Source organism: Rhodococcus sp. MurmanLake-1 (assembly GCF_056945715.1).
The window spans coordinates 234,832-251,258 of the sequence record NZ_JBWZNF010000005.1 but is presented as its reverse complement, the minus strand read 5'-3'; the positions used below and the strand labels follow the sequence as shown (position 1 = coordinate 251,258).

17 protein-coding genes and 1 pseudogene are annotated in these 16,427 nt (G+C 62.6%); 9 read left to right on the top strand and 9 right to left on the bottom strand.

Annotated elements, in window-relative coordinates; all coding sequences use genetic code 11:
• Nucleotides 1-19 precede the first annotated feature (19 nt).
• A complete protein-coding gene (gene yczR, locus AC2ETI_RS16450; protein WP_050655050.1) occupies nucleotides 20-1,495 on the bottom strand; it encodes a MocR-like transcription factor YczR in 1,476 nt (491 codons plus the stop codon).
• A gap of 61 nt (nucleotides 1,496-1,556) precedes the next feature.
• Here yczR and AC2ETI_RS16445 point away from each other — a divergent pair, with 61 nt between their 5' ends.
• Both AC2ETI_RS16445 and AC2ETI_RS16440 read left to right on the top strand, forming a co-directional pair.
• The gene (locus AC2ETI_RS16445) at nucleotides 1,557-1,787 is read left to right on the top strand and encodes a hypothetical protein (protein WP_483634133.1); all 231 of its coding nucleotides are present in this window, start codon (nucleotides 1,557-1,559) and stop codon (nucleotides 1,785-1,787) included.
• A 45-nt stretch (nucleotides 1,788-1,832) separates the two neighbouring features.
• Complete coding sequence (locus AC2ETI_RS16440) at nucleotides 1,833-2,303, top strand: 5' nucleotidase, NT5C type (protein ID WP_019749470.1); 471 nt, start codon at nucleotides 1,833-1,835, stop codon at nucleotides 2,301-2,303.
• A gap of 51 nt (nucleotides 2,304-2,354) precedes the next feature.
• On the opposite strand, the gene AC2ETI_RS16435 is transcribed toward AC2ETI_RS16440, so the two are convergent.
• Complete coding sequence (locus tag AC2ETI_RS16435) at nucleotides 2,355-3,644, bottom strand: adenylosuccinate synthase (protein WP_003944351.1); 1,290 nt, start codon at nucleotides 3,642-3,644, stop codon at nucleotides 2,355-2,357.
• Nucleotides 3,645-3,927: 283 nt separating this feature from the next.
• Here AC2ETI_RS16435 and AC2ETI_RS16430 point away from each other — a divergent pair, with 283 nt between their 5' ends.
• The 3 genes from AC2ETI_RS16430 (at nucleotide 3,928) to AC2ETI_RS16420 (ending at nucleotide 5,928) form a co-directional block, all read left to right on the top strand.
• Nucleotides 3,928-4,602, top strand: coding sequence for a hypothetical protein (locus AC2ETI_RS16430; protein ID WP_408990074.1), 675 nt, complete (start codon nucleotides 3,928-3,930; stop codon nucleotides 4,600-4,602).
• Complete coding sequence (locus AC2ETI_RS16425) at nucleotides 4,599-5,369, top strand: site-2 protease family protein (protein WP_003944319.1); 771 nt, start codon at nucleotides 4,599-4,601, stop codon at nucleotides 5,367-5,369. The genes AC2ETI_RS16430 and AC2ETI_RS16425 overlap by 4 nt, the downstream gene beginning before the upstream one ends.
• 70 nt (nucleotides 5,370-5,439) lie before the next feature.
• Nucleotides 5,440-5,928 (top strand): GNAT family N-acetyltransferase, encoded by a 489-nt coding sequence (locus AC2ETI_RS16420; RefSeq protein ID WP_020968817.1) that lies wholly within the window; start codon nucleotides 5,440-5,442, stop codon nucleotides 5,926-5,928.
• Between the two features lie 97 nt (nucleotides 5,929-6,025).
• Here the strand turns inward: AC2ETI_RS16420 and AC2ETI_RS16415 are convergent.
• A pseudogene (locus tag AC2ETI_RS16415) lies at nucleotides 6,026-7,265 on the bottom strand (HNH endonuclease signature motif containing protein).
• Nucleotides 7,266-7,357: 92 nt separating this feature from the next.
• Nucleotides 7,358-7,855: a winged helix-turn-helix transcriptional regulator gene (locus AC2ETI_RS16410; RefSeq protein ID WP_003944415.1), complete on the bottom strand. Its 498-nt coding sequence runs from the start codon at nucleotides 7,853-7,855 to the stop codon at nucleotides 7,358-7,360.
• A gap of 58 nt (nucleotides 7,856-7,913) precedes the next feature.
• Here AC2ETI_RS16410 and AC2ETI_RS16405 point away from each other — a divergent pair, with 58 nt between their 5' ends.
• A complete protein-coding gene (locus AC2ETI_RS16405; protein ID WP_029538593.1) occupies nucleotides 7,914-9,329 on the top strand; it encodes an MFS transporter in 1,416 nt (471 codons plus the stop codon).
• The gene (locus tag AC2ETI_RS16400; RefSeq protein WP_483634132.1) at nucleotides 9,326-10,495 is read left to right on the top strand and encodes a thiolase family protein; all 1,170 of its coding nucleotides are present in this window, start codon (nucleotides 9,326-9,328) and stop codon (nucleotides 10,493-10,495) included. Before AC2ETI_RS16405 ends, AC2ETI_RS16400 begins: the two co-directional genes overlap by 4 nt.
• Before the next feature lie 28 nt (nucleotides 10,496-10,523).
• Here AC2ETI_RS16400 and AC2ETI_RS16395 read toward each other — a convergent pair whose 3' ends face one another.
• Nucleotides 10,524-11,180, bottom strand: a complete 657-nt coding sequence (locus tag AC2ETI_RS16395; protein ID WP_003944335.1) for a class I SAM-dependent methyltransferase — start codon at nucleotides 11,178-11,180, stop codon at nucleotides 10,524-10,526.
• Between the two features lie 240 nt (nucleotides 11,181-11,420).
• Between AC2ETI_RS16395 and AC2ETI_RS16390 the strand changes: the two genes are divergently transcribed.
• On the top strand, nucleotides 11,421-12,362 hold the full coding sequence (locus tag AC2ETI_RS16390) for a DUF808 domain-containing protein (RefSeq protein WP_020968812.1): 942 nt from the start codon (nucleotides 11,421-11,423) through the stop codon (nucleotides 12,360-12,362).
• Here the strand turns inward: AC2ETI_RS16390 and AC2ETI_RS16385 are convergent, their stop codons facing one another.
• The gene (locus AC2ETI_RS16385) at nucleotides 12,363-13,313 is read right to left on the bottom strand and encodes a helix-turn-helix transcriptional regulator (RefSeq protein WP_483634131.1); all 951 of its coding nucleotides are present in this window, start codon (nucleotides 13,311-13,313) and stop codon (nucleotides 12,363-12,365) included.
• Nucleotides 13,314-13,377: 64 nt separating this feature from the next.
• Between AC2ETI_RS16385 and AC2ETI_RS16380 the strand changes: the two genes are divergently transcribed.
• Nucleotides 13,378-13,842: a pyridoxamine 5'-phosphate oxidase family protein gene (locus AC2ETI_RS16380; RefSeq protein ID WP_378668118.1), complete on the top strand. Its 465-nt coding sequence runs from the start codon at nucleotides 13,378-13,380 to the stop codon at nucleotides 13,840-13,842.
• On the opposite strand, the gene AC2ETI_RS16375 is transcribed toward AC2ETI_RS16380, so the two are convergent.
• The 3 genes from AC2ETI_RS16375 to AC2ETI_RS16365 all read right to left on the bottom strand — a co-directional run bounded on the left by AC2ETI_RS16375 (nucleotide 13,832) and on the right by AC2ETI_RS16365 (nucleotide 16,401).
• Nucleotides 13,832-14,761 (bottom strand): cation diffusion facilitator family transporter, encoded by a 930-nt coding sequence (locus tag AC2ETI_RS16375; protein ID WP_019749454.1) that lies wholly within the window; start codon nucleotides 14,759-14,761, stop codon nucleotides 13,832-13,834. The two genes, AC2ETI_RS16380 and AC2ETI_RS16375, sit on opposite strands and share 11 nt — an antisense overlap.
• Nucleotides 14,762-14,852: 91 nt before the next feature.
• Entirely contained in the window at nucleotides 14,853-15,959 is a 1,107-nt protein-coding gene (locus tag AC2ETI_RS16370) for an FUSC family protein (protein WP_051295979.1), read from the bottom strand.
• Between the two features lie 25 nt (nucleotides 15,960-15,984).
• Entirely contained in the window at nucleotides 15,985-16,401 is a 417-nt protein-coding gene (locus tag AC2ETI_RS16365; RefSeq protein WP_151531315.1) for a DUF3151 domain-containing protein, read from the bottom strand.
• Nucleotides 16,402-16,427 lie beyond the last annotated feature (26 nt).

Genomic DNA, 16,427 nt, shown 5'->3' with positions numbered 1-16,427 from the left:
CAGGGTGTGTACCCAGTTCTCAGACGACGACCATTCGTTGGTCTGCCGTGTCGCGATCCGTCGCGAGGGTGTCGTACGCAGCGGCGATGGACGCGACGCCGCGAATGAGGTCCTCGGGAGAACGTGCGTACGGCACGCGGATGAATCGTTCGAACGCACCTTCGACGCCGAAACGGGGGCCGGCGGCAAGGAGTACACCGAAGTTGGGTGCCACCGCCGCCAACGCCGTCGAGACTGGTGCGGACATTCGCATCCAGACCGACATTCCACCGGAGCCGATGGTGGGACGCCAGTCGGGCAGATGCTCTGCCACTGCACCGAGGAGTACCGCACGCTGTTCTCGCAGCACTTCGCGACGCTGTTCGAGCAACGAGCGGTCGTCGGCGAGCAAGTAAGCGGCTGCCAACTGATCCATGACGGGAGTACCGAGGTCGACCGCGGCGCGCGCCCCCACCAACTGGGTGATGAGCGCGGCATCGGCGCGAATCCAACCGACACGTAGCCCGCCCCACAGCGACTTCGCCGTCGAACCGAGGGTCACCACTTCGGTTTTCGCCGCGCCTCGCCCATGTGAGGCGACCGGCGCCGGCGGCGGTGCGTCGAGCCACAGGTCCACCATCGTCTCGTCGACGACCAGAGTCATTCGCGTTTCGTGCGCAATCTTCGCAAGCTCGGCGCGGCCGGAAGAGTCCATGCAGAGGCCGGTCGGGTTGTGAAAGTCGGGAATCAGGTACGCCATTCTGGCAGCGGTTTGCCTTGCTGCACTTCGAATCCCGTCGAGATCCCAGGCTCCGGCCGCCGCGAACTCCGGTCGGACCGGAACCGGTACGGGCCGAGCGCCGTTTCGCCGAATCGCTTCCAGCGCATTGGGGTACGTCGGATGATCGACCAGCACTCGCTCGCCGGGTGAGGTGAGCACCGACAGCAACAATCGAAGCGCGTGCTGCGCACCCGAGGTCACCATGATCTGTTCGGCGGTGGTGGGTAGACCCCGCGCCGTGTAGCGCTGCGCGATCACGTCACGCAAGTCGGCGATCCCGACCGGTTCCATCCCGTGCGTGGGCAGGAAGTTCGGAAGTTCCTGCAGCGCAGACGCATACGCCAGTTCGACCTGAGCGGCGGGAGCTGCCATCGCCGCGTAACTGAGGTCGACGACGGGCCCACTCGGCCCCGGTTGATGGGAGCGGAACATCAACCCGTTCGGCCGCGCGCCGGCGGGCAAAGCCACGGTGCTTCGCGAGCCCTGCCGGCTGATCAGATACCCCTCGTCTCGTAGCACCGAGTACGACGACGTGATCGTGGTCCGACTGAGTTCGAGCACCGTCGCAAGTTCACGCTCACTCGGCAGTGCGACCCCCAGCGGAACGCGACCGTCGTGCACGAGCAGGCGGATACCGTCGGCAAGCGCACGGTACGCGGGCCTGCGCCCGGACTCTTCCTGCCAGGACCCCAGATCGCGCGCAAGCGAACGGGCACCGAGAACTCGAGTCATCATGCAGTCCAGTATCGACAACTTGGCTATGTAACTCAATACCAGTCGAGTTGATCATATGTCCATGACTACCTTCGCAACCCTGATCGGCATCGGACTCTTCGTGGCGCTCGTCTACTTCTTCGCGCCCGCTGAAGGTGAAGGTACATACATTCGTTTGGAGCAGTTTCGCCTGGCAGCACCCCTCGGCGGCATCTTCCACGACAAGACTTCAGACCGCGAGATCAACTCTGTCAGACCTCCGTGCGATTGTGATCAAGGGGAAGAATTCACTGATCTCAGTCCAGTTCCGTAAAACTGGACTCTTTTCGCACTCAGAAAGTCTCCAGAGAGGGATTGCATGCCGGCTTCCAAAAAGATCCTCTACATCGATCTCGACAACACCTTGGTCAACTTCCAGTCGGGCATCGATCGCCTGACCGACGGCGTCCGGGAGAAGTACAAGAACGACCTCGACGAAGCGCCGCACATCTTCTCTCGCATGGATCCTCTCGACGGTGCTATCGACGCCTACCACCAACTGGCGCAGCAGTTCGACACCTACATCCTCTCGACAGCGCCGTGGAAGAACGCCACAGCCTGGCACGACAAGGTTCTGTGGGTCCAAGAGCACCTCGGCATGGAGGAGGGCAGCGTCGCGTACAAACGTCTGATCCTCTCGCACCACAAGCACCTCAATCGAGGCGATTACCTCGTCGACGACCGCGGAGCAAACGGCGCAGATCGTTTCGAGGGCGAGTGGATCAAGTTCGGCAGCACCGAGTTTCCCGACTGGAAGACCGTCACCGCGCACTTGTCGAAGCTGGCTTGAAACACGAAGTCCCCGCTCCTGCTTGCAGGAGCGGGGATCTCGAGGGACGAACTAGCGGACGATCTCGCGCCGGACGATCGTCTCGTCGCGGCCGGGACCGACACCGATGCAGGAGATGAACGCACCCGAGAGCTCTTCAAGTCGAAGCACGTAGTTCTGCGCATTCTGCGGCAGTTCCTCGAAGGTGCGAGCCTCCGAGATGTCCTCCCACCAGCCAGGCATCTCTTCGTAGATGGGCTTGGCGTGGTGAATGTCGCTCTGCGACATCGGCATTTCGTCGTGGCGGACACCGTCCACCTCGTACGCGACACAGATCGGCACGGTGTCGAGGCTGCTCAACACGTCCAGCTTGGTGAGGAAGTAGTCGGTGATGCCGTTGACGCGCGTCGCGTAACGCGCGATGACAGCGTCGAACCATCCCGTACGACGAGCGCGTCCGGTGGTGACACCGACCTCGCCGCCCTGCTTCGCCAGGTATGCGCCGTGATCGTCGAACAGCTCCGTCGGGAACGGACCGGAACCGACACGTGTCGTGTACGCCTTAAGGATTCCGAGCACCGTGGTGATCTTGGTGGGACCGATGCCCGAACCGACCGCCGCACCACCCGAGGTGGGGTTGGACGAGGTCACGTACGGGTACGTGCCGTGGTCGACGTCCAGCAGAGTGCCCTGCGAACCTTCGAGCAAGACGGTCTCGCCGCGCTCGAGGGCGAGGTTGAGCTCCAGGCGCGTGTCCGAGATGCGGTGCTTGAAACCCTCGGCCTGCGTCAGTACCTCTTCGACGACCTGCTGCGGGTCGAGTGCCTTGCGGTTGTAGATCTTGACCAGCACCTGGTTCTTGAATTCGAGTGCTGCTTCGACCTTCTGGGTCAGGATCTTCTCGTCCAGGACGTCCGCAGCACGGACACCGACACGGGCGATCTTGTCCTGGTAGCACGGGCCGATACCGCGGCCGGTCGTGCCGATCTTCTTCGCTCCCAGGAAGCGTTCGGTGACCTTGTCGATGGCCACGTGGTACGGCATGATCAGGTGCGCATCAGCAGAAAGCAGCAGGCGGGACGTGTCCACACCGCGCTCTTCCAAGCCTGCCAATTCAGTCAGCAACACACCCGGGTCGACGACGACACCGTTACCGATGACGTTGTTGACGGCGGGGGTGAGGATTCCGGACGGGATGAGGTGCAGTGCGAACTTGTCACCGTTCGGCAGAACCACGGTGTGTCCGGCGTTGTTACCGCCCTGGTATCGCACGACCCACTGAAGCTGCTCGCCCAGTAGATCTGTAGCTTTGCCCTTACCTTCGTCGCCCCACTGGGCGCCGATCAGGACGATTGCCGGCATGACGTTGTCTCCTACGGTCGACGTGCAGCAGTTGTCCCGCCGCATTGGTACTGCCTGGCTTCCGCGCACATGATGCAGCGCCGAACTGTTGCAGTGACCGAAGGAGCAGTCTAGCCCAGAGCACCAGACCAGACCTGACGGTCCAGAATTTGGCCGGTGACCATCACGATTGCGAGTCGACACAGAGACTCGCACTAAGATCGTCGGCAGTGATTCGGACGGCCATTTCGGGGAAGGGTGGCGAGGTCCCACTACCCGAGAAGAAGTCTTGATCGAGCTAGGAGTGGCTTTGACCCCTGTGGTGCTCAAATGTGGCGATTCGCCGGTTCCACTCCCCCTGGGTGAACTCACGTCGTTCACTGTCCCTGAACTTCCGGAGAAGCAGGACTTCGACGAGGCCCTGTCCCAACTGCAGGTCGTCACGGAGCCTCGCTTGATCGTCGTGGGTAACGACGGCGCGTTTGCCGCGGCATTGACACGGTTGATGCGACTGGAGCGACTCAACGTCGAACTCGCCTACGTCACCGAGAACAGGTCCGACGCAACCGACGCGTACAAACTCGCAACCGGTGCCCGGGCGGCGCGCACGGCGTTGAAAGGCACAGTCCACACCGTGCCGCTCATTCGCGACGACGCCGGAATCGCGCTGGTCGGTGCGGCAACTGTCACGGGTCCGGCCGATGCCGCCGAATTGATCGGCGAGGCGTACGTCGACGACAACAAGCTGTTCTCCGGCACAGTCCCCGGTATCCGGATTGTGCCGAGCCCCAAGCTCCCCGGGATCAAGGCATCGGTCGACCGCAAGAGCCGCTGGAGCGGGCGACGCTGGCTGGAAGGCCGAGCCATTCAGCTGGGCTCGCCGGCAGCGCATCTGGTTCGCGACGGGGTGTCCAACCCACGCGATCTCAAGCGCTCGACCTTCTACCGGCACGACAAGACTTGGTTGTTGGTCAGGTGAGAACCGGAGCAGCACGGTCGGCGGTTCGGCCGAGCCCCGTCTTCCTGGGCGTCGTTGCGATCACCGTCATCGCTGGAATTGTCGCTTGGAACTCAACGTGGGGTTCCATCGCGGGCCGCGCAGGTGTTTTTGTCCTCGTGGTCGCCGGCTGGGTAGTCACGCTGTGCTTGCACGAGTTCGCCCATGCATATCTGGCGTGGCGTCACGGAGACACCGACGTCGAGGCTCGTGGTTATCTGACGCTCAACCCGCTCAAGTACAGCCATCCGATGCTCTCGATCGGTCTGCCGGTGCTGTTCATCGCCTTGGGCGGCATCGGGCTTCCCGGCGGCGCCGTGTACCTGCGCACCGGGATGTTCCCGCCCAAGGTGCAGGCGCGAATATCGCTCGCCGGTCCGTTCACGAACGCCGTCGCCGCGGTAATTCTCCTCGTCGTCATACGTACGTACGGCTCATCGGCCGAGCATCTGACGTTCTGGGCCGGCCTCAGTTTCCTGGCCTTCTTGCAGGTCATGGCAACAGTTTTGAACCTGCTACCAGTCCCCGGTCTGGACGGTTACAACGCGCTGGAGCCCTACCTCGCGCCCAACACACGACACCAACTCGACCAGTTCAAGCCGTACGGACTGCTCCTGCTGGTTGCGCTCCTGTTTGTCCCGCAGATCAATGTCGTCTTCTTCGATGCGATCTACTGGATCTTCGAACTGAGCGGTGTGTCCGACTACTACGCCATGCTCGGTAACGCCCTCATGCGTTTTTGGACGTGATCGAGTGCACTGGAGGAGACTCGTGAGAGTCTGACATTTCAGACATTCATTCTTCTTCAGGAGAGCATCGATGATTGCGACGTCATTTCAGTCCGGCGGAGTGGAGTACACCCTCACGCGGGCCGAGATTCGACACGTGGAAGCACTGATCGACTTGCTCGCCGACGACCCGATCGGGAGCACCCGGGAGACGACCAACCCCGAGGCCCGAACGATCTACGAGGACGCATTCAAGCGAATCGACGAGGATCCGGCGCAACTACTCGTCACCGTTCTGGTCGGTGACGCAGTGATCGGCACCATGCAATTGACCTTCATTCCGGGTATGAGCCGAATGGGGGCGACACGACTGCAGATCGAAGCTGTTCGCGTCCACGAGGATTACCGGAGCAAGGGCATCGGCAGTTCGATGATCCGTTGGGCCTGCGAAGAAGGTGCCCGGCGCGGCGCGTTCCTGGCGCAGCTCACCTCGGATCAAACTCGCAAGGAAGCTCACGACTTCTACGAGCGACTCGGATTTGTCGCCTCCCACATCGGGTTCAAGAAGTCGCTGAGCTGACACACAGCCACCCAGCCAACCACCCAGACTCCCAAAGGCGGGCTCGAGCACCGGGGCATGGCGGTGCCCCGGTGCTCACGTCTCGAGTTGTTTCACTTCAGGCTGCTGTGGGTGGGCTGTTCCCGCCGATCGGCTGTTGATACGGGTCAACGGACATCGGCGGATAGAACACCGACTTCCGATCCGGGCCGATCTCCACCCGCCACTCCGTATGATGCAGCGTCCGATGATGATGACCGCACAACAAGATCAGATTGTCGAGATCCGTTGGGCCACCATCATTCCAGTGAACAATATGGTGAGCATCGCACCACCCCGAGGGTGTTCCGCACCCCGGAAATGCACACCCGCCATCCCGAACCGCCAACGCCCGGCGCTGCGGAACAGTCGCCGTTCTCGCTTCCTTGCCGCAGTCGAGCGGAACACCGTTCTCATCCAACAAGATCCGCGTCACGGTGCAGTCGCACGCCAGCATCCGGGCAGTATCGATACTGATCGGCCCTACCCAATCGGTCCACGCGAACCCGAGTTCCTCCGTCGACGGCAGGAGGTCTTTCAACGCTTGGAGGTCCGTCATGTCTTTCGCCGATGCGGTGACCGTGATGTGTGGTTTCACGCCGCCTTCGACCGGGCCCAACCCCGCCCCCTCGTAACGGCGCAACAACTCGCAAAACCCGTCCGCCCGCCGTAATGCCGGAGTACGCGTGTCCTTCACGCCGTCCTTCTCCGGTGTCGGAGCGGACAGGCTCGACAGCAACGTGATCAGACGGTCCCCGTTCACAGCATCCAGATCACCCTTCACGGTCACTCTGCCGTACAAGCCTTTCGAGGCGTAGAACTCGTTGCGCTCCGAATCCTCGCCGACCGGAACACCGTCCTCACGCTTGCCGTACTGCTTCTCGATCCGCCGAATCGCCGCCCGCACCGCATCACAATCCGCAATGTTCTTCGACGCCAACCCCAACAAGATCCCGCGAGCCTTCTCCACATCCGCCGGCGTCATGTTCTTCGGCGGATGCTGACAAAACGACGCCACCTGACGCGCTTTCAACGCATCCACATCACCACGATGAAACGCATCGCCCACAACAGGTTCGAGCATCAACAACCGCGCCAACCCGACCAGCAGACTGCACTCACCGATCTCCAAATTCGTCGAACCATGCAACCACTGAGCGATCGCCCGAAAACCCTTCCCCCCCGAGAACCTCACGGGAAAACATCTCCACGATCAACAACACCATCCGCGACTGCAACTCGTGCCGGACACGCACCAGATCCAGAACCTCACCCTTGAGGCCCTCACCATCCAGCTGCCATGCTTCCCGACTGTTCATACCGAAAGTTTAATCGAACATACTTTCGATAACTAGAGACAAAACGGACAACTTCAAGAAGACCTACACTCGAGAGCTGTTGAGATGCATTGCTATTCGCGCAACCGCCGACGCGATTCGTTGACAGAGACTCGCAACTCCCCCAAAGGTACTTCACGACCCGACTCACTGCGCACCTCGACGCGAACACGCTCGCCAGTGGCGTCGTCCGCCACCTCCAACGGTCCGCCTTTTCCGCCGTGCAGATACTTGTCTCCCCACTGCATCAGCGCAAGAACCGCCGGCAGCAGGTCACGGCCCTTCTCGGTGAGCACGTACTCGTGCCGCGTCCGCTTTCCAGGCTCCTTGTACGGCACACGCTCGAACAGTCCCGCCTCAGTGAGTTCTTTCAGCCTTGCCGACGCAACCGCCTCGGTGATGCCGACTCGCGACGCGAAGTCGTCGAAACGCGTTGTGCCGTAATAGGCCTCTCGCAGAATGAGCATCGCGGACCGGGTGCCGACCACTTCCATCGCCCGCCCGATCGAACAGTGCGTGGCCCGCCAGGCGTCGCGATCTTCGAGCACTCCGGTCAGTCGTACAGCGTCCATGCAATTCACCATACCCCCTGGCTTGCCATAACCATAGCCAGAGTCTAGATTGCTGACTATGGAACTTCATAGCCAGCCAGTGCGGACTGGGCCGCTCCTCGCAATTCTGTCGGGAGCGCCGTTTGTCGCCAGCCTCGATCTTTTTGTGGTCAACGTGGCCTTCGGCGACATCGCCAAGAGCTACCCGGGCCACTCACTAGGCGAGTTCAGTTGGATCCTCAACAGCTACGCGATCGTCTACGCCGCGCTTTTGATCCCCCTCGGACGCTGGGCGGACCGGATCGGGCACAAGCGCGCCTTCATCGCCGGCCTCGCACTGTTCACCCTCGCCAGCGCCGCCTGCGCTTTCAGTCCGTCATTGTGGGCACTGGTGGCATTCCGCATCGTTCAGGCAGTCGGCGCCGCAGCGCTCACCCCGGCCAGCCTCGGCCTCCTGATCAGTGCACTCCCGGCTGCGAAACGTCAATCCGGCGTACGCATCTGGGCGGCAGCCGGCGCGGCCGCTGCGGCATTCGGCCCCGTCGTAGGCGGCATTCTCGTCGAGGCGTCGTGGCGCTGGGTCTTCCTGATCAATGTGCCAGTCGGGATCGTATTGCTCTACTTCGCAATCCGACTCGTCCCGGATACAACACACAAGGACTCCGATGCCGGGATCGACTTCGTCGGCGCCGCCCTCCTCACAGTCGGAATCGGCTCTCTCGCGCTGGCACTCGTCCAGGGACCTGATTGGGGATGGACCGACAACCGCGTTCTGATCGCCTTCGCCGTCGCCGTCGCGACCCTACTTTCGTTCTGGTGGAGCAACTCTCGCCATCGCACTCCGTTGATTGCTCCCGACCTTCTGAAGATCCGCTCCTTTGCCTGGTCCAACGTCACCGCCATCCTGTTCAGCGCGGCATTTGCTGCCGGACTGCTCTCGAACATCCTCTGGCTGCAAGAAGTTTGGGGATACTCGGCATTGCGCACCGGCTTCGCCGTCTCGCCGGGTCCGCTTCTGGTTCCGCTGTTCGCGATCGCCGGTGGATCGCTTTCGCGCAAGTACTCGGCGGGACGCGTCGCCGCACTCGGCAGCCTTCTGTGGGCCGTCGGAACGGTATTGGTCCTCGTCTCGGTTGATTCGACGCCCAACTACGCGACCGGACTCCTGCCGGGCTGGATCATCGCCGGAATCGGTGTCGGCCTTGCCCTGCCGACCATTCTGTCGCAGGCCACGGCGGATCTTGCACCTGCCAGATCGGCCACCGGTAGCGCAATCGTCAGCATGAGCCGACAGATCGGAACCGTTCTCGGCGTGAGTGTTCTGATCGCGGTTCTCGGCTCCTCCGTCGACCCCGACACCTTCCGCCAGGCCTGGTGGGTGATCTTTGCCGTCGCGCTTGTGTCTGCCCTGGCATCGCTGGGAATGACGCCTTCGACCACACCCACCCCAGTTGTCCCTGCTGAATCCGCCATCCCTGAAAGGAATTTGTCATGAGAGACGCAGTTATCGTCGAAGCCGTTCGCACTCCGATCGGCAAGGGAAAGGCGAACGGCGCCCTGCACGGCATCAACGCCGTCGACCTCCTCGCCCACAGCCTCAAAGCGGTAGTCGAGCGCACCGGGATCGATGCTGCGCTGATCGACGACGTCATCGGCGGCGCGGTCAGTCAAGTCGGCGAACAGAGCCAGAATGTCACTCGCACTGCCCTTCTCGCCGCCGGCTACCCTGAGTCGGTACCGGGAACCACCGTCGACCGACAGTGTGGAAGTAGCCAACAAGCAGTTCATTTTGCTGCTCAGGGCGTTATTGCCGGTGCGTACGACATCGTTGTTGCTGCCGGAGTCGAGTCGATGAGCCGAGTGCCGATGGGCTCGAGTAGCGTCGGGCGCGAGTCACTCGGTATAGGTTTCGAAGAGCGCTATCCGGACGGACTGGTACCGCAGGGCATCAGCGCCGAATTGATCGCTGCCAAGTGGGGACTGAGCCGCACCCAACTCGACGAATTCTCGGCGTCGAGTCATCGGAAAGCCGCGCTGGCAACCGAGAGTGGTTACTTCACCAAGGAACTCGCCACGCTCCCGCAGCTGTCGGTCGACGAGGCCATCCGCCCCGGTACCACGGTCGAGACCCTTGCCGGCCTACGGACCGCCTTCGAATCCGACTACTACGCCCAGCGATTCCCACAGATCGACTGGTCCATCACCGCGGGCAACAGCAGCCCGCTTTCGGACGGCAGTTCGGCGGTGATGATCACGACCAGTGAGATCGCCGCGAAACTCGGCCTCACCCCGAAGGCACGGCTGCACAGCTTCGCTGTCGCCGGCGACGATCCGCTGTACATGCTCACGGCGGTCATCCCGGCCACCGAGAAGGTCTTGGCCCGTGCGGGGTTGACGGTCTCGGACATCGATCTGTTCGAGGTCAACGAGGCGTTTGCCCCCGTCGTCCTCTCGTGGGCAGCGGACACCGGCGTCGACCTGTCCAAGGTGAACGTCCACGGCGGCGCCATCGCGCTCGGCCACCCACTAGGTGGCAGCGGAACGCGGATCATGACCACCCTGGTCAACGCGATGGAGCAGCGCGGCGCGCGCTACGGACTCCAAACCATGTGTGAGGCAGGTGGGCTGGCCAACGCAACCATCCTGGAGCGCTTGGGCTGAGCGGTCACCGCTGGACGGCACTCGGACACTAGTGACCGAGTGCCGTCCATTCGGGATCCGGCTTGCGCGCAACGACCCGGAACACGATTCCACCCCGTCCACTGCGCTGCACCTCGTCGATCAGGAAGCCTGCGTTTTCGAGGTATCCGACCGGTTCGCGGGTGAGGTGATCGGCACCGAACCGTACAGAAAGCGGTTCGACGGCCTTCATCAGCGCCCGTACAACCGTGTTGGTGCTCGGCCCGTGCTCAGCGAGCACGAATCGACCACCAGGCACCAGCACTCGAAATGCTTCGCTGGCAACTCGGTCCGGATCGGGGATCGTGCAGAACGCGTAGGTGGAGACCAATGTGTCCACGCATTCGTCAGGAACATCGAGTGCTTGCACGTCTCCGAGTCGTAGGTCGACTTCGGTCTTCACTCCCTCGGAGACCTTGACCCTGGCCTGATCGAGCATCGCAGTCGAGATGTCGACGCCGATGACGTAGTCGACGTCGTCCCCGTAGAGCGGCAGGTTCAGCCCGGTGCCCACGGCAATTTCGACCACGCGCCCATGCGCCTGATCTACTGCCCATTTCCGGGCGTCACCGAGCACAAAGCGCTCGAAGCGCCCGATCTGTCGGTCGTAGTGCGCCGCCATTGCGTCGAAAGTCTTGGCGACCTGTGCAGTGTCTGGTTCACGCATAGTGCCCCGTTTCGATCGATCTTCTGTGCAGTCTTACACGCGAGCACCGGGTCGGGAAGACCTTTCGTGACGAAGAACGACCGGCCGCGCGACGCAGTCCCTGACGGATGACCCCGGTATCGTTCCAGGTGACCTGACCTCACCAACGACCATCATGGATAGAGACCTCGTGCGATCAAGTAACTGCGTCACCGGATCGGTCCGGCCACCTCTTTCCACTGATTCCACTGGAGGTCTGTGATGGCCGGAGGACTCTTCGCCCTGCTCGACGACGTCGCAGCCCTGGCTCGTATGGCTGCCGCCTCGATCGACGACGTCGCCGCCGCAACCGGTAAGGCGACCGCCAAAGCTGCAGGCGTCGTCATCGACGACGCAGCCGTCACGCCGCAGTACGTCCGTGGGCTCGCGGCCGAACGCGAGTTGCCCATCATCAAGCGCATCGCCATCGGGTCGCTGCGCAACAAGCTGCTGATCATTCTTCCGATCGCTCTGCTGCTGAGTCAGTTCCTCCCCTGGCTGCTGACGCCACTGTTGATGGTCGGCGGCTGTTACCTCAGCTACGAAGCGGTTCACAAGATCTGGGGTGCGATTTTCGGCCACGGTGACCACCACGAGGCCGCTGACGAGCATCCTCGCGACGAAGAAGCAGTGGTTTCCGGCGCCGTCCGCACCGACCTGATCCTGTCCGCCGAGATCATGGTGATCGCACTCAACACCATCGCGGGCGAAGGTTTCTGGAGCCGGTTGGTGATCCTTGCCGTCGTGGCGGTCGTCATCACCGTGGTCGTCTACGGCGTCGTCGGACTGATCGTGAAGATGGACGACATCGGATTGAAGATCGCCGAGACGTCGTCTGGCTTCACCCACAAGGTCGGCCGAGGCCTCGTTCGCGGCATGCCTCACGTGATGTCGGTGCTCTCGGTGGTGGGTACCGCCGCGATGCTGTGGGTCGGTGGCCACATCCTGTTGGTCGGCATCGACGAACTGGGCTTCCACCCGCTGTACGACGCCGTTCATCACGGCGAAGAAGCAGTCAGTGACATCGCCGGAGTCGGCGGGGTACTGGCGTGGATCGTCAACACCCTTGCGTCGGCGGCACTGGGTCTGGTGGTCGGCGCCATCATCGTCGCAGCTCAACTGGGTATCACTCGCCTGCTCGCAAAGCGTTCTGCAACGGCCTAGTCACTGCGAGTTGTGGCGGAGCACCATCTGCTCCGCCACAGCGCGCAGTCCTTCACGCAACGACCGTGGCTCGAGCGCTTCGACGTCCGCTCCCAAACCGATCAACTGCGAGAGCGCGACAGCTTCGCTCTCGAGTTTCAGCTCGGCACTCACCCATCCGTCGTTGTCCTCTGGCCCCACTTCGACGGCAGCGGCAAGCTCGCCCACCACATCGGGGAGCCGGCGGCTGCCCTCTGGTGACAACCGCACGCGACACTCGAAGCGAAGCAGCGAACGGTCGAACTCGGCCATCGACGCCGTCCACCACGACGGCAGATCGAAATCCACCGACCGAGTGAACGAATCATCTTCTACCACGGCATTTTTGATGCGCCCGACTCGAAACGACAGCGTTCGACCGTTCATCCCCGCCACCAGATACCAAACACCGGCTTTGATGACCAGACCCAGCGGATCGACCGTCCGCTCGCGATCGCGATAGACGAAGCGCAGTCGACGCGAGTCCAGCACAGCGGATGTGACGATCGGAAGCGCAGAGATGTCGTCGACGCCGCCGAACCAACCCGGAACGTCCACGAGAATGCGGTCCTGCCACAGTCGTGCACTCTCGCGCAGGGGACCGGGCAGGGAGCGGAGCAGTTTTGCCCCCGCCGAACCGACGGCGTCGGATCGCCCGAGATCTGCAGCGATGGACGGCACGCCCAACAGCATGAGTGCGGACGTCTCGTCGTCCGTCATGCCGGACAGCTTGGACTGCCAACCGTCGAGCAGACGGATGCCACCACCGGGGCCGCTCTCGGTCCAGATCGGCACGCCGGCAGCCGACAACGAGGCCACGTCGCGGTAGATCGTCCGCACCGAAACGCCGAACTCTTCGGCCAACTGATCGGCGATAACGCCGCGACTCCCCTGCAAACGCAGCATGAGTTGGAGCAACCGCGCGGATCTCATGGACCGAACATTACCGAGAATCACTGACAGAAGTTGTCAGGAATAGGGGTGCACAATGACCGTCATGGTCACTTGGAAGCAGTTCTCCGAAGAAGTACCCGCTCTTGCCGTCGCGGTCCAAGCACGATTCAAAGCCCACAAGCATCACGTCCTCGCAACGCTGCGCAAGGACGGTTCACCGCGGGTCAGCGGCACCGAAGTCGAAATCCTCGACGGGCGTCTGGTGCTCGGTTCGATGTTCGGCGCACTCAAGGCGAAGGATCTCATCCGTGACGGGCGCTACGCCCTACACAGCAATCCCGGTGAGCACACCATGGAGGGCGGCGATGCGAAGATCGCCGGAATCGCACGCGAGGTGACCGGCGACGAGTTCGAAGCCGTGCTCGCAAGCTACGCCTACGAGGTTCCGAAACCTCTGCACCTCTTTGTCCTCGACATCGACGAGGTGGTGCACACGACGGTCGACGACGAGCACATGTACGTCGATCTCTGGAAGCCGGGCAAGGAGATCACCCGCTTCACCAAGTGACGTTCTTCTCGCAATGCTCGCCGTTGGCACACGATTCCACCTGAACGGTGGCGTGGGAAAGACCGTGACTCTCGAGGACGGTGCGCGCGGATTCCAGAACGTTCGACGAATTCGCGTCACTGGTCAGGTGGACCGTCGCGACATCCATGCCGGTGGTGAGCGTCCAGACGTGTAGGTCGTGAACACCCATCACGCTCGGCAGCGCCGCCAGGTCGGCCTCGACCGCTTCGACGTCGACGTCGGCCGGCGACGCCTGCGTCAGAATGCGCAGCGATGCTGCGGCCAGTTTGATCGCACGCGGCACCACCCACAGCGAGATGAGAACACCGACGACGACGTCCGCCCACGTCCAGTTGAACAGCAGGACAAGGCCACCGGCAATCAGAACTCCGACGCTACCGACGGCGTCTGCAAGCACTTCGAGGTAGGCGCCACGCACCGCGAGGCTGTCCTTGGAATCGCCGCGCAGCATCAGCATCACGACGATGTTCGCGGCCAGACCGGCGGCCGCAGTGATGATCAGGGCGCCGCCCGGGATCTCGGGTTCGTTACCGATGCGGCCGATTGCCTCGTAGAAGACCCAGGCGGCGACGGCCAGCAGCATCACGGCGTTGGCCATGGCGGTCAGCACTTCGGCGCGGTGCCAACCGAAGGTCCTGGCCGCGGTGGTGCTGCCCTTCTTCGCGAGCAGCAAAGCCGTCAATCCCATGGCCATGCCCACCACATCGGTGAGCATGTGGCCGGCGTCGGCAAGCAGCGCCAGCGAGTTGATCAGAATGCCGACCGTGGCTTCGAGTACGAGAAATGCAACGAGGATCGCAAGCGCGATCGCCATTTTCTTGATGCGTTGCGGTGACGGCCCTACTCCGACCGAATCTGCTGCCGAGTGGCCGTGTGAATGGCCGTGCCCTGCTCCCATTTGTCCTGTTCCCTCCCAAGTCCTTCTCAGAGCATATGCATACATTCGCATACATACAATGAGTTGCTCAGTGAGCGGGAAAAGGCAGAGGTCAGTGATCCGGCTCGTACGCCGGGTGCGGCACAGTGGGCGGCAGAGTGGCGATCGACGAGATGCGCTTCATGCCTGCTACCTGCAAGAGGTCGACCACCAGCGATCGAATCTGGGCAAACACCACCGTCGAGGACAGGCCTGCGTTCTCGACTATCGCCGGTTTCAGTTCCTTCGCCACCGAGCGCAGGACGCGCGCTGCCTCGGCCTGATCAGGCTGCTCCCCCGGCTCCGCCAGGATCATGTCCTTGAGAACTTCGACGGCTTTCGACAAGCGCTCGACCTGAGCCACCAGACGAGGATCGAGGATCTCGTCGTCCCTGACCAACGTCAACGAACGACGCGCGAGCACTCGAATGTTGCGCATCGCGTTGTCGATGGGATCGGCTGTCGCCATGAGCCTTTCGAGGCGCGGTCGACTGTTCCAGTACAGCGGGGAGATTCGGCTGATCTCGCGCCCGCCGAGGAGGTTGCTGCGCAATCCGTCGATGGCACCCTGAGTTGCGCGCGCCTTCTGCAGCGCCTTCACGATCGGGTCCGGGTCGTTCGCGACGAGGCCGTCTGCCACCAATTGCAGTACCTCTGACGCTGTTCCGAGAATCGATGCAGCGTCCTTGCGTGCGCGTCGTACCGGGTGCGTGGGGATGATCGCGACCACCGCGATGCCCACCAAACCACCGACAAGGGCGTCGATCATGCGATCGGGCCCGCCGCTGCCGCCCGGTGGGATCAGCGTCGCCACCAGCACGGCCGAGTTTCCGGCCTGCATGGAGAAGATCGGCCCGCTGTTCAGTAGCACCGCGACGGACATCGCCAGCACGACAACCAAACTGATCTGCCAGGGTCCGCTCCCGATGCCGGAGATGATCAGGTCACCGATTCCGATACCGACCGTGACACCCGCAACCAACTCGAACGAACGTCGTAGTCGGGCGCCCAACGACAGACCGAGCGAGACCACGGCGGCAATCGGCGCGAAGAACGGCGCATGGTGCCCGATCACCGTAGTGGCAACCCACCACGCCAATCCGGCCGCCAAGGCACATTGAATGATCGGTAGCGCCGACGTCTGAAGCCGACGCACCGATTTGCGAGCACGGTCCTTGATACCGGCCGGGCTCGGACGGAAACTGCTAACCGAGGCCAAGCGCTTCGGCGGCGTTGGGATCGCAGTCTTCGAGCAGATCTAGGCAACGCGCGTACTCGTCGGCCTCACCGATCGTCTTCGCGGCCTTGGCCAAGACAGCGACGCAACGGAGGAATCCGCGGTTCGGTTCATGGCTGTAGGGCACAGGACCGAAACCCTTCCAACCGTTACGACGCAGTTGGTCGAGTCCGCGGTGGTAGCCGGTACGCGCGTAGGCGTAGGCAGTGATGGTTTCGCCCTTGTCCATGGCAGCCTCGGCGAGGTAGGCCCACGCGATGGAGGCAGTGGGATGGTCGGCCGCGACCTGGGCCGGGTCAGCGTGGTTGAGCAGTGCCGATTCCGCCTCGTCGTCGCCGGGAAGCAGAGTGGGCTTGGGTCCGAGCAGGTCACCGAATTGGGTCATGCGCTCATTGTGCCCGCTACGCCTTT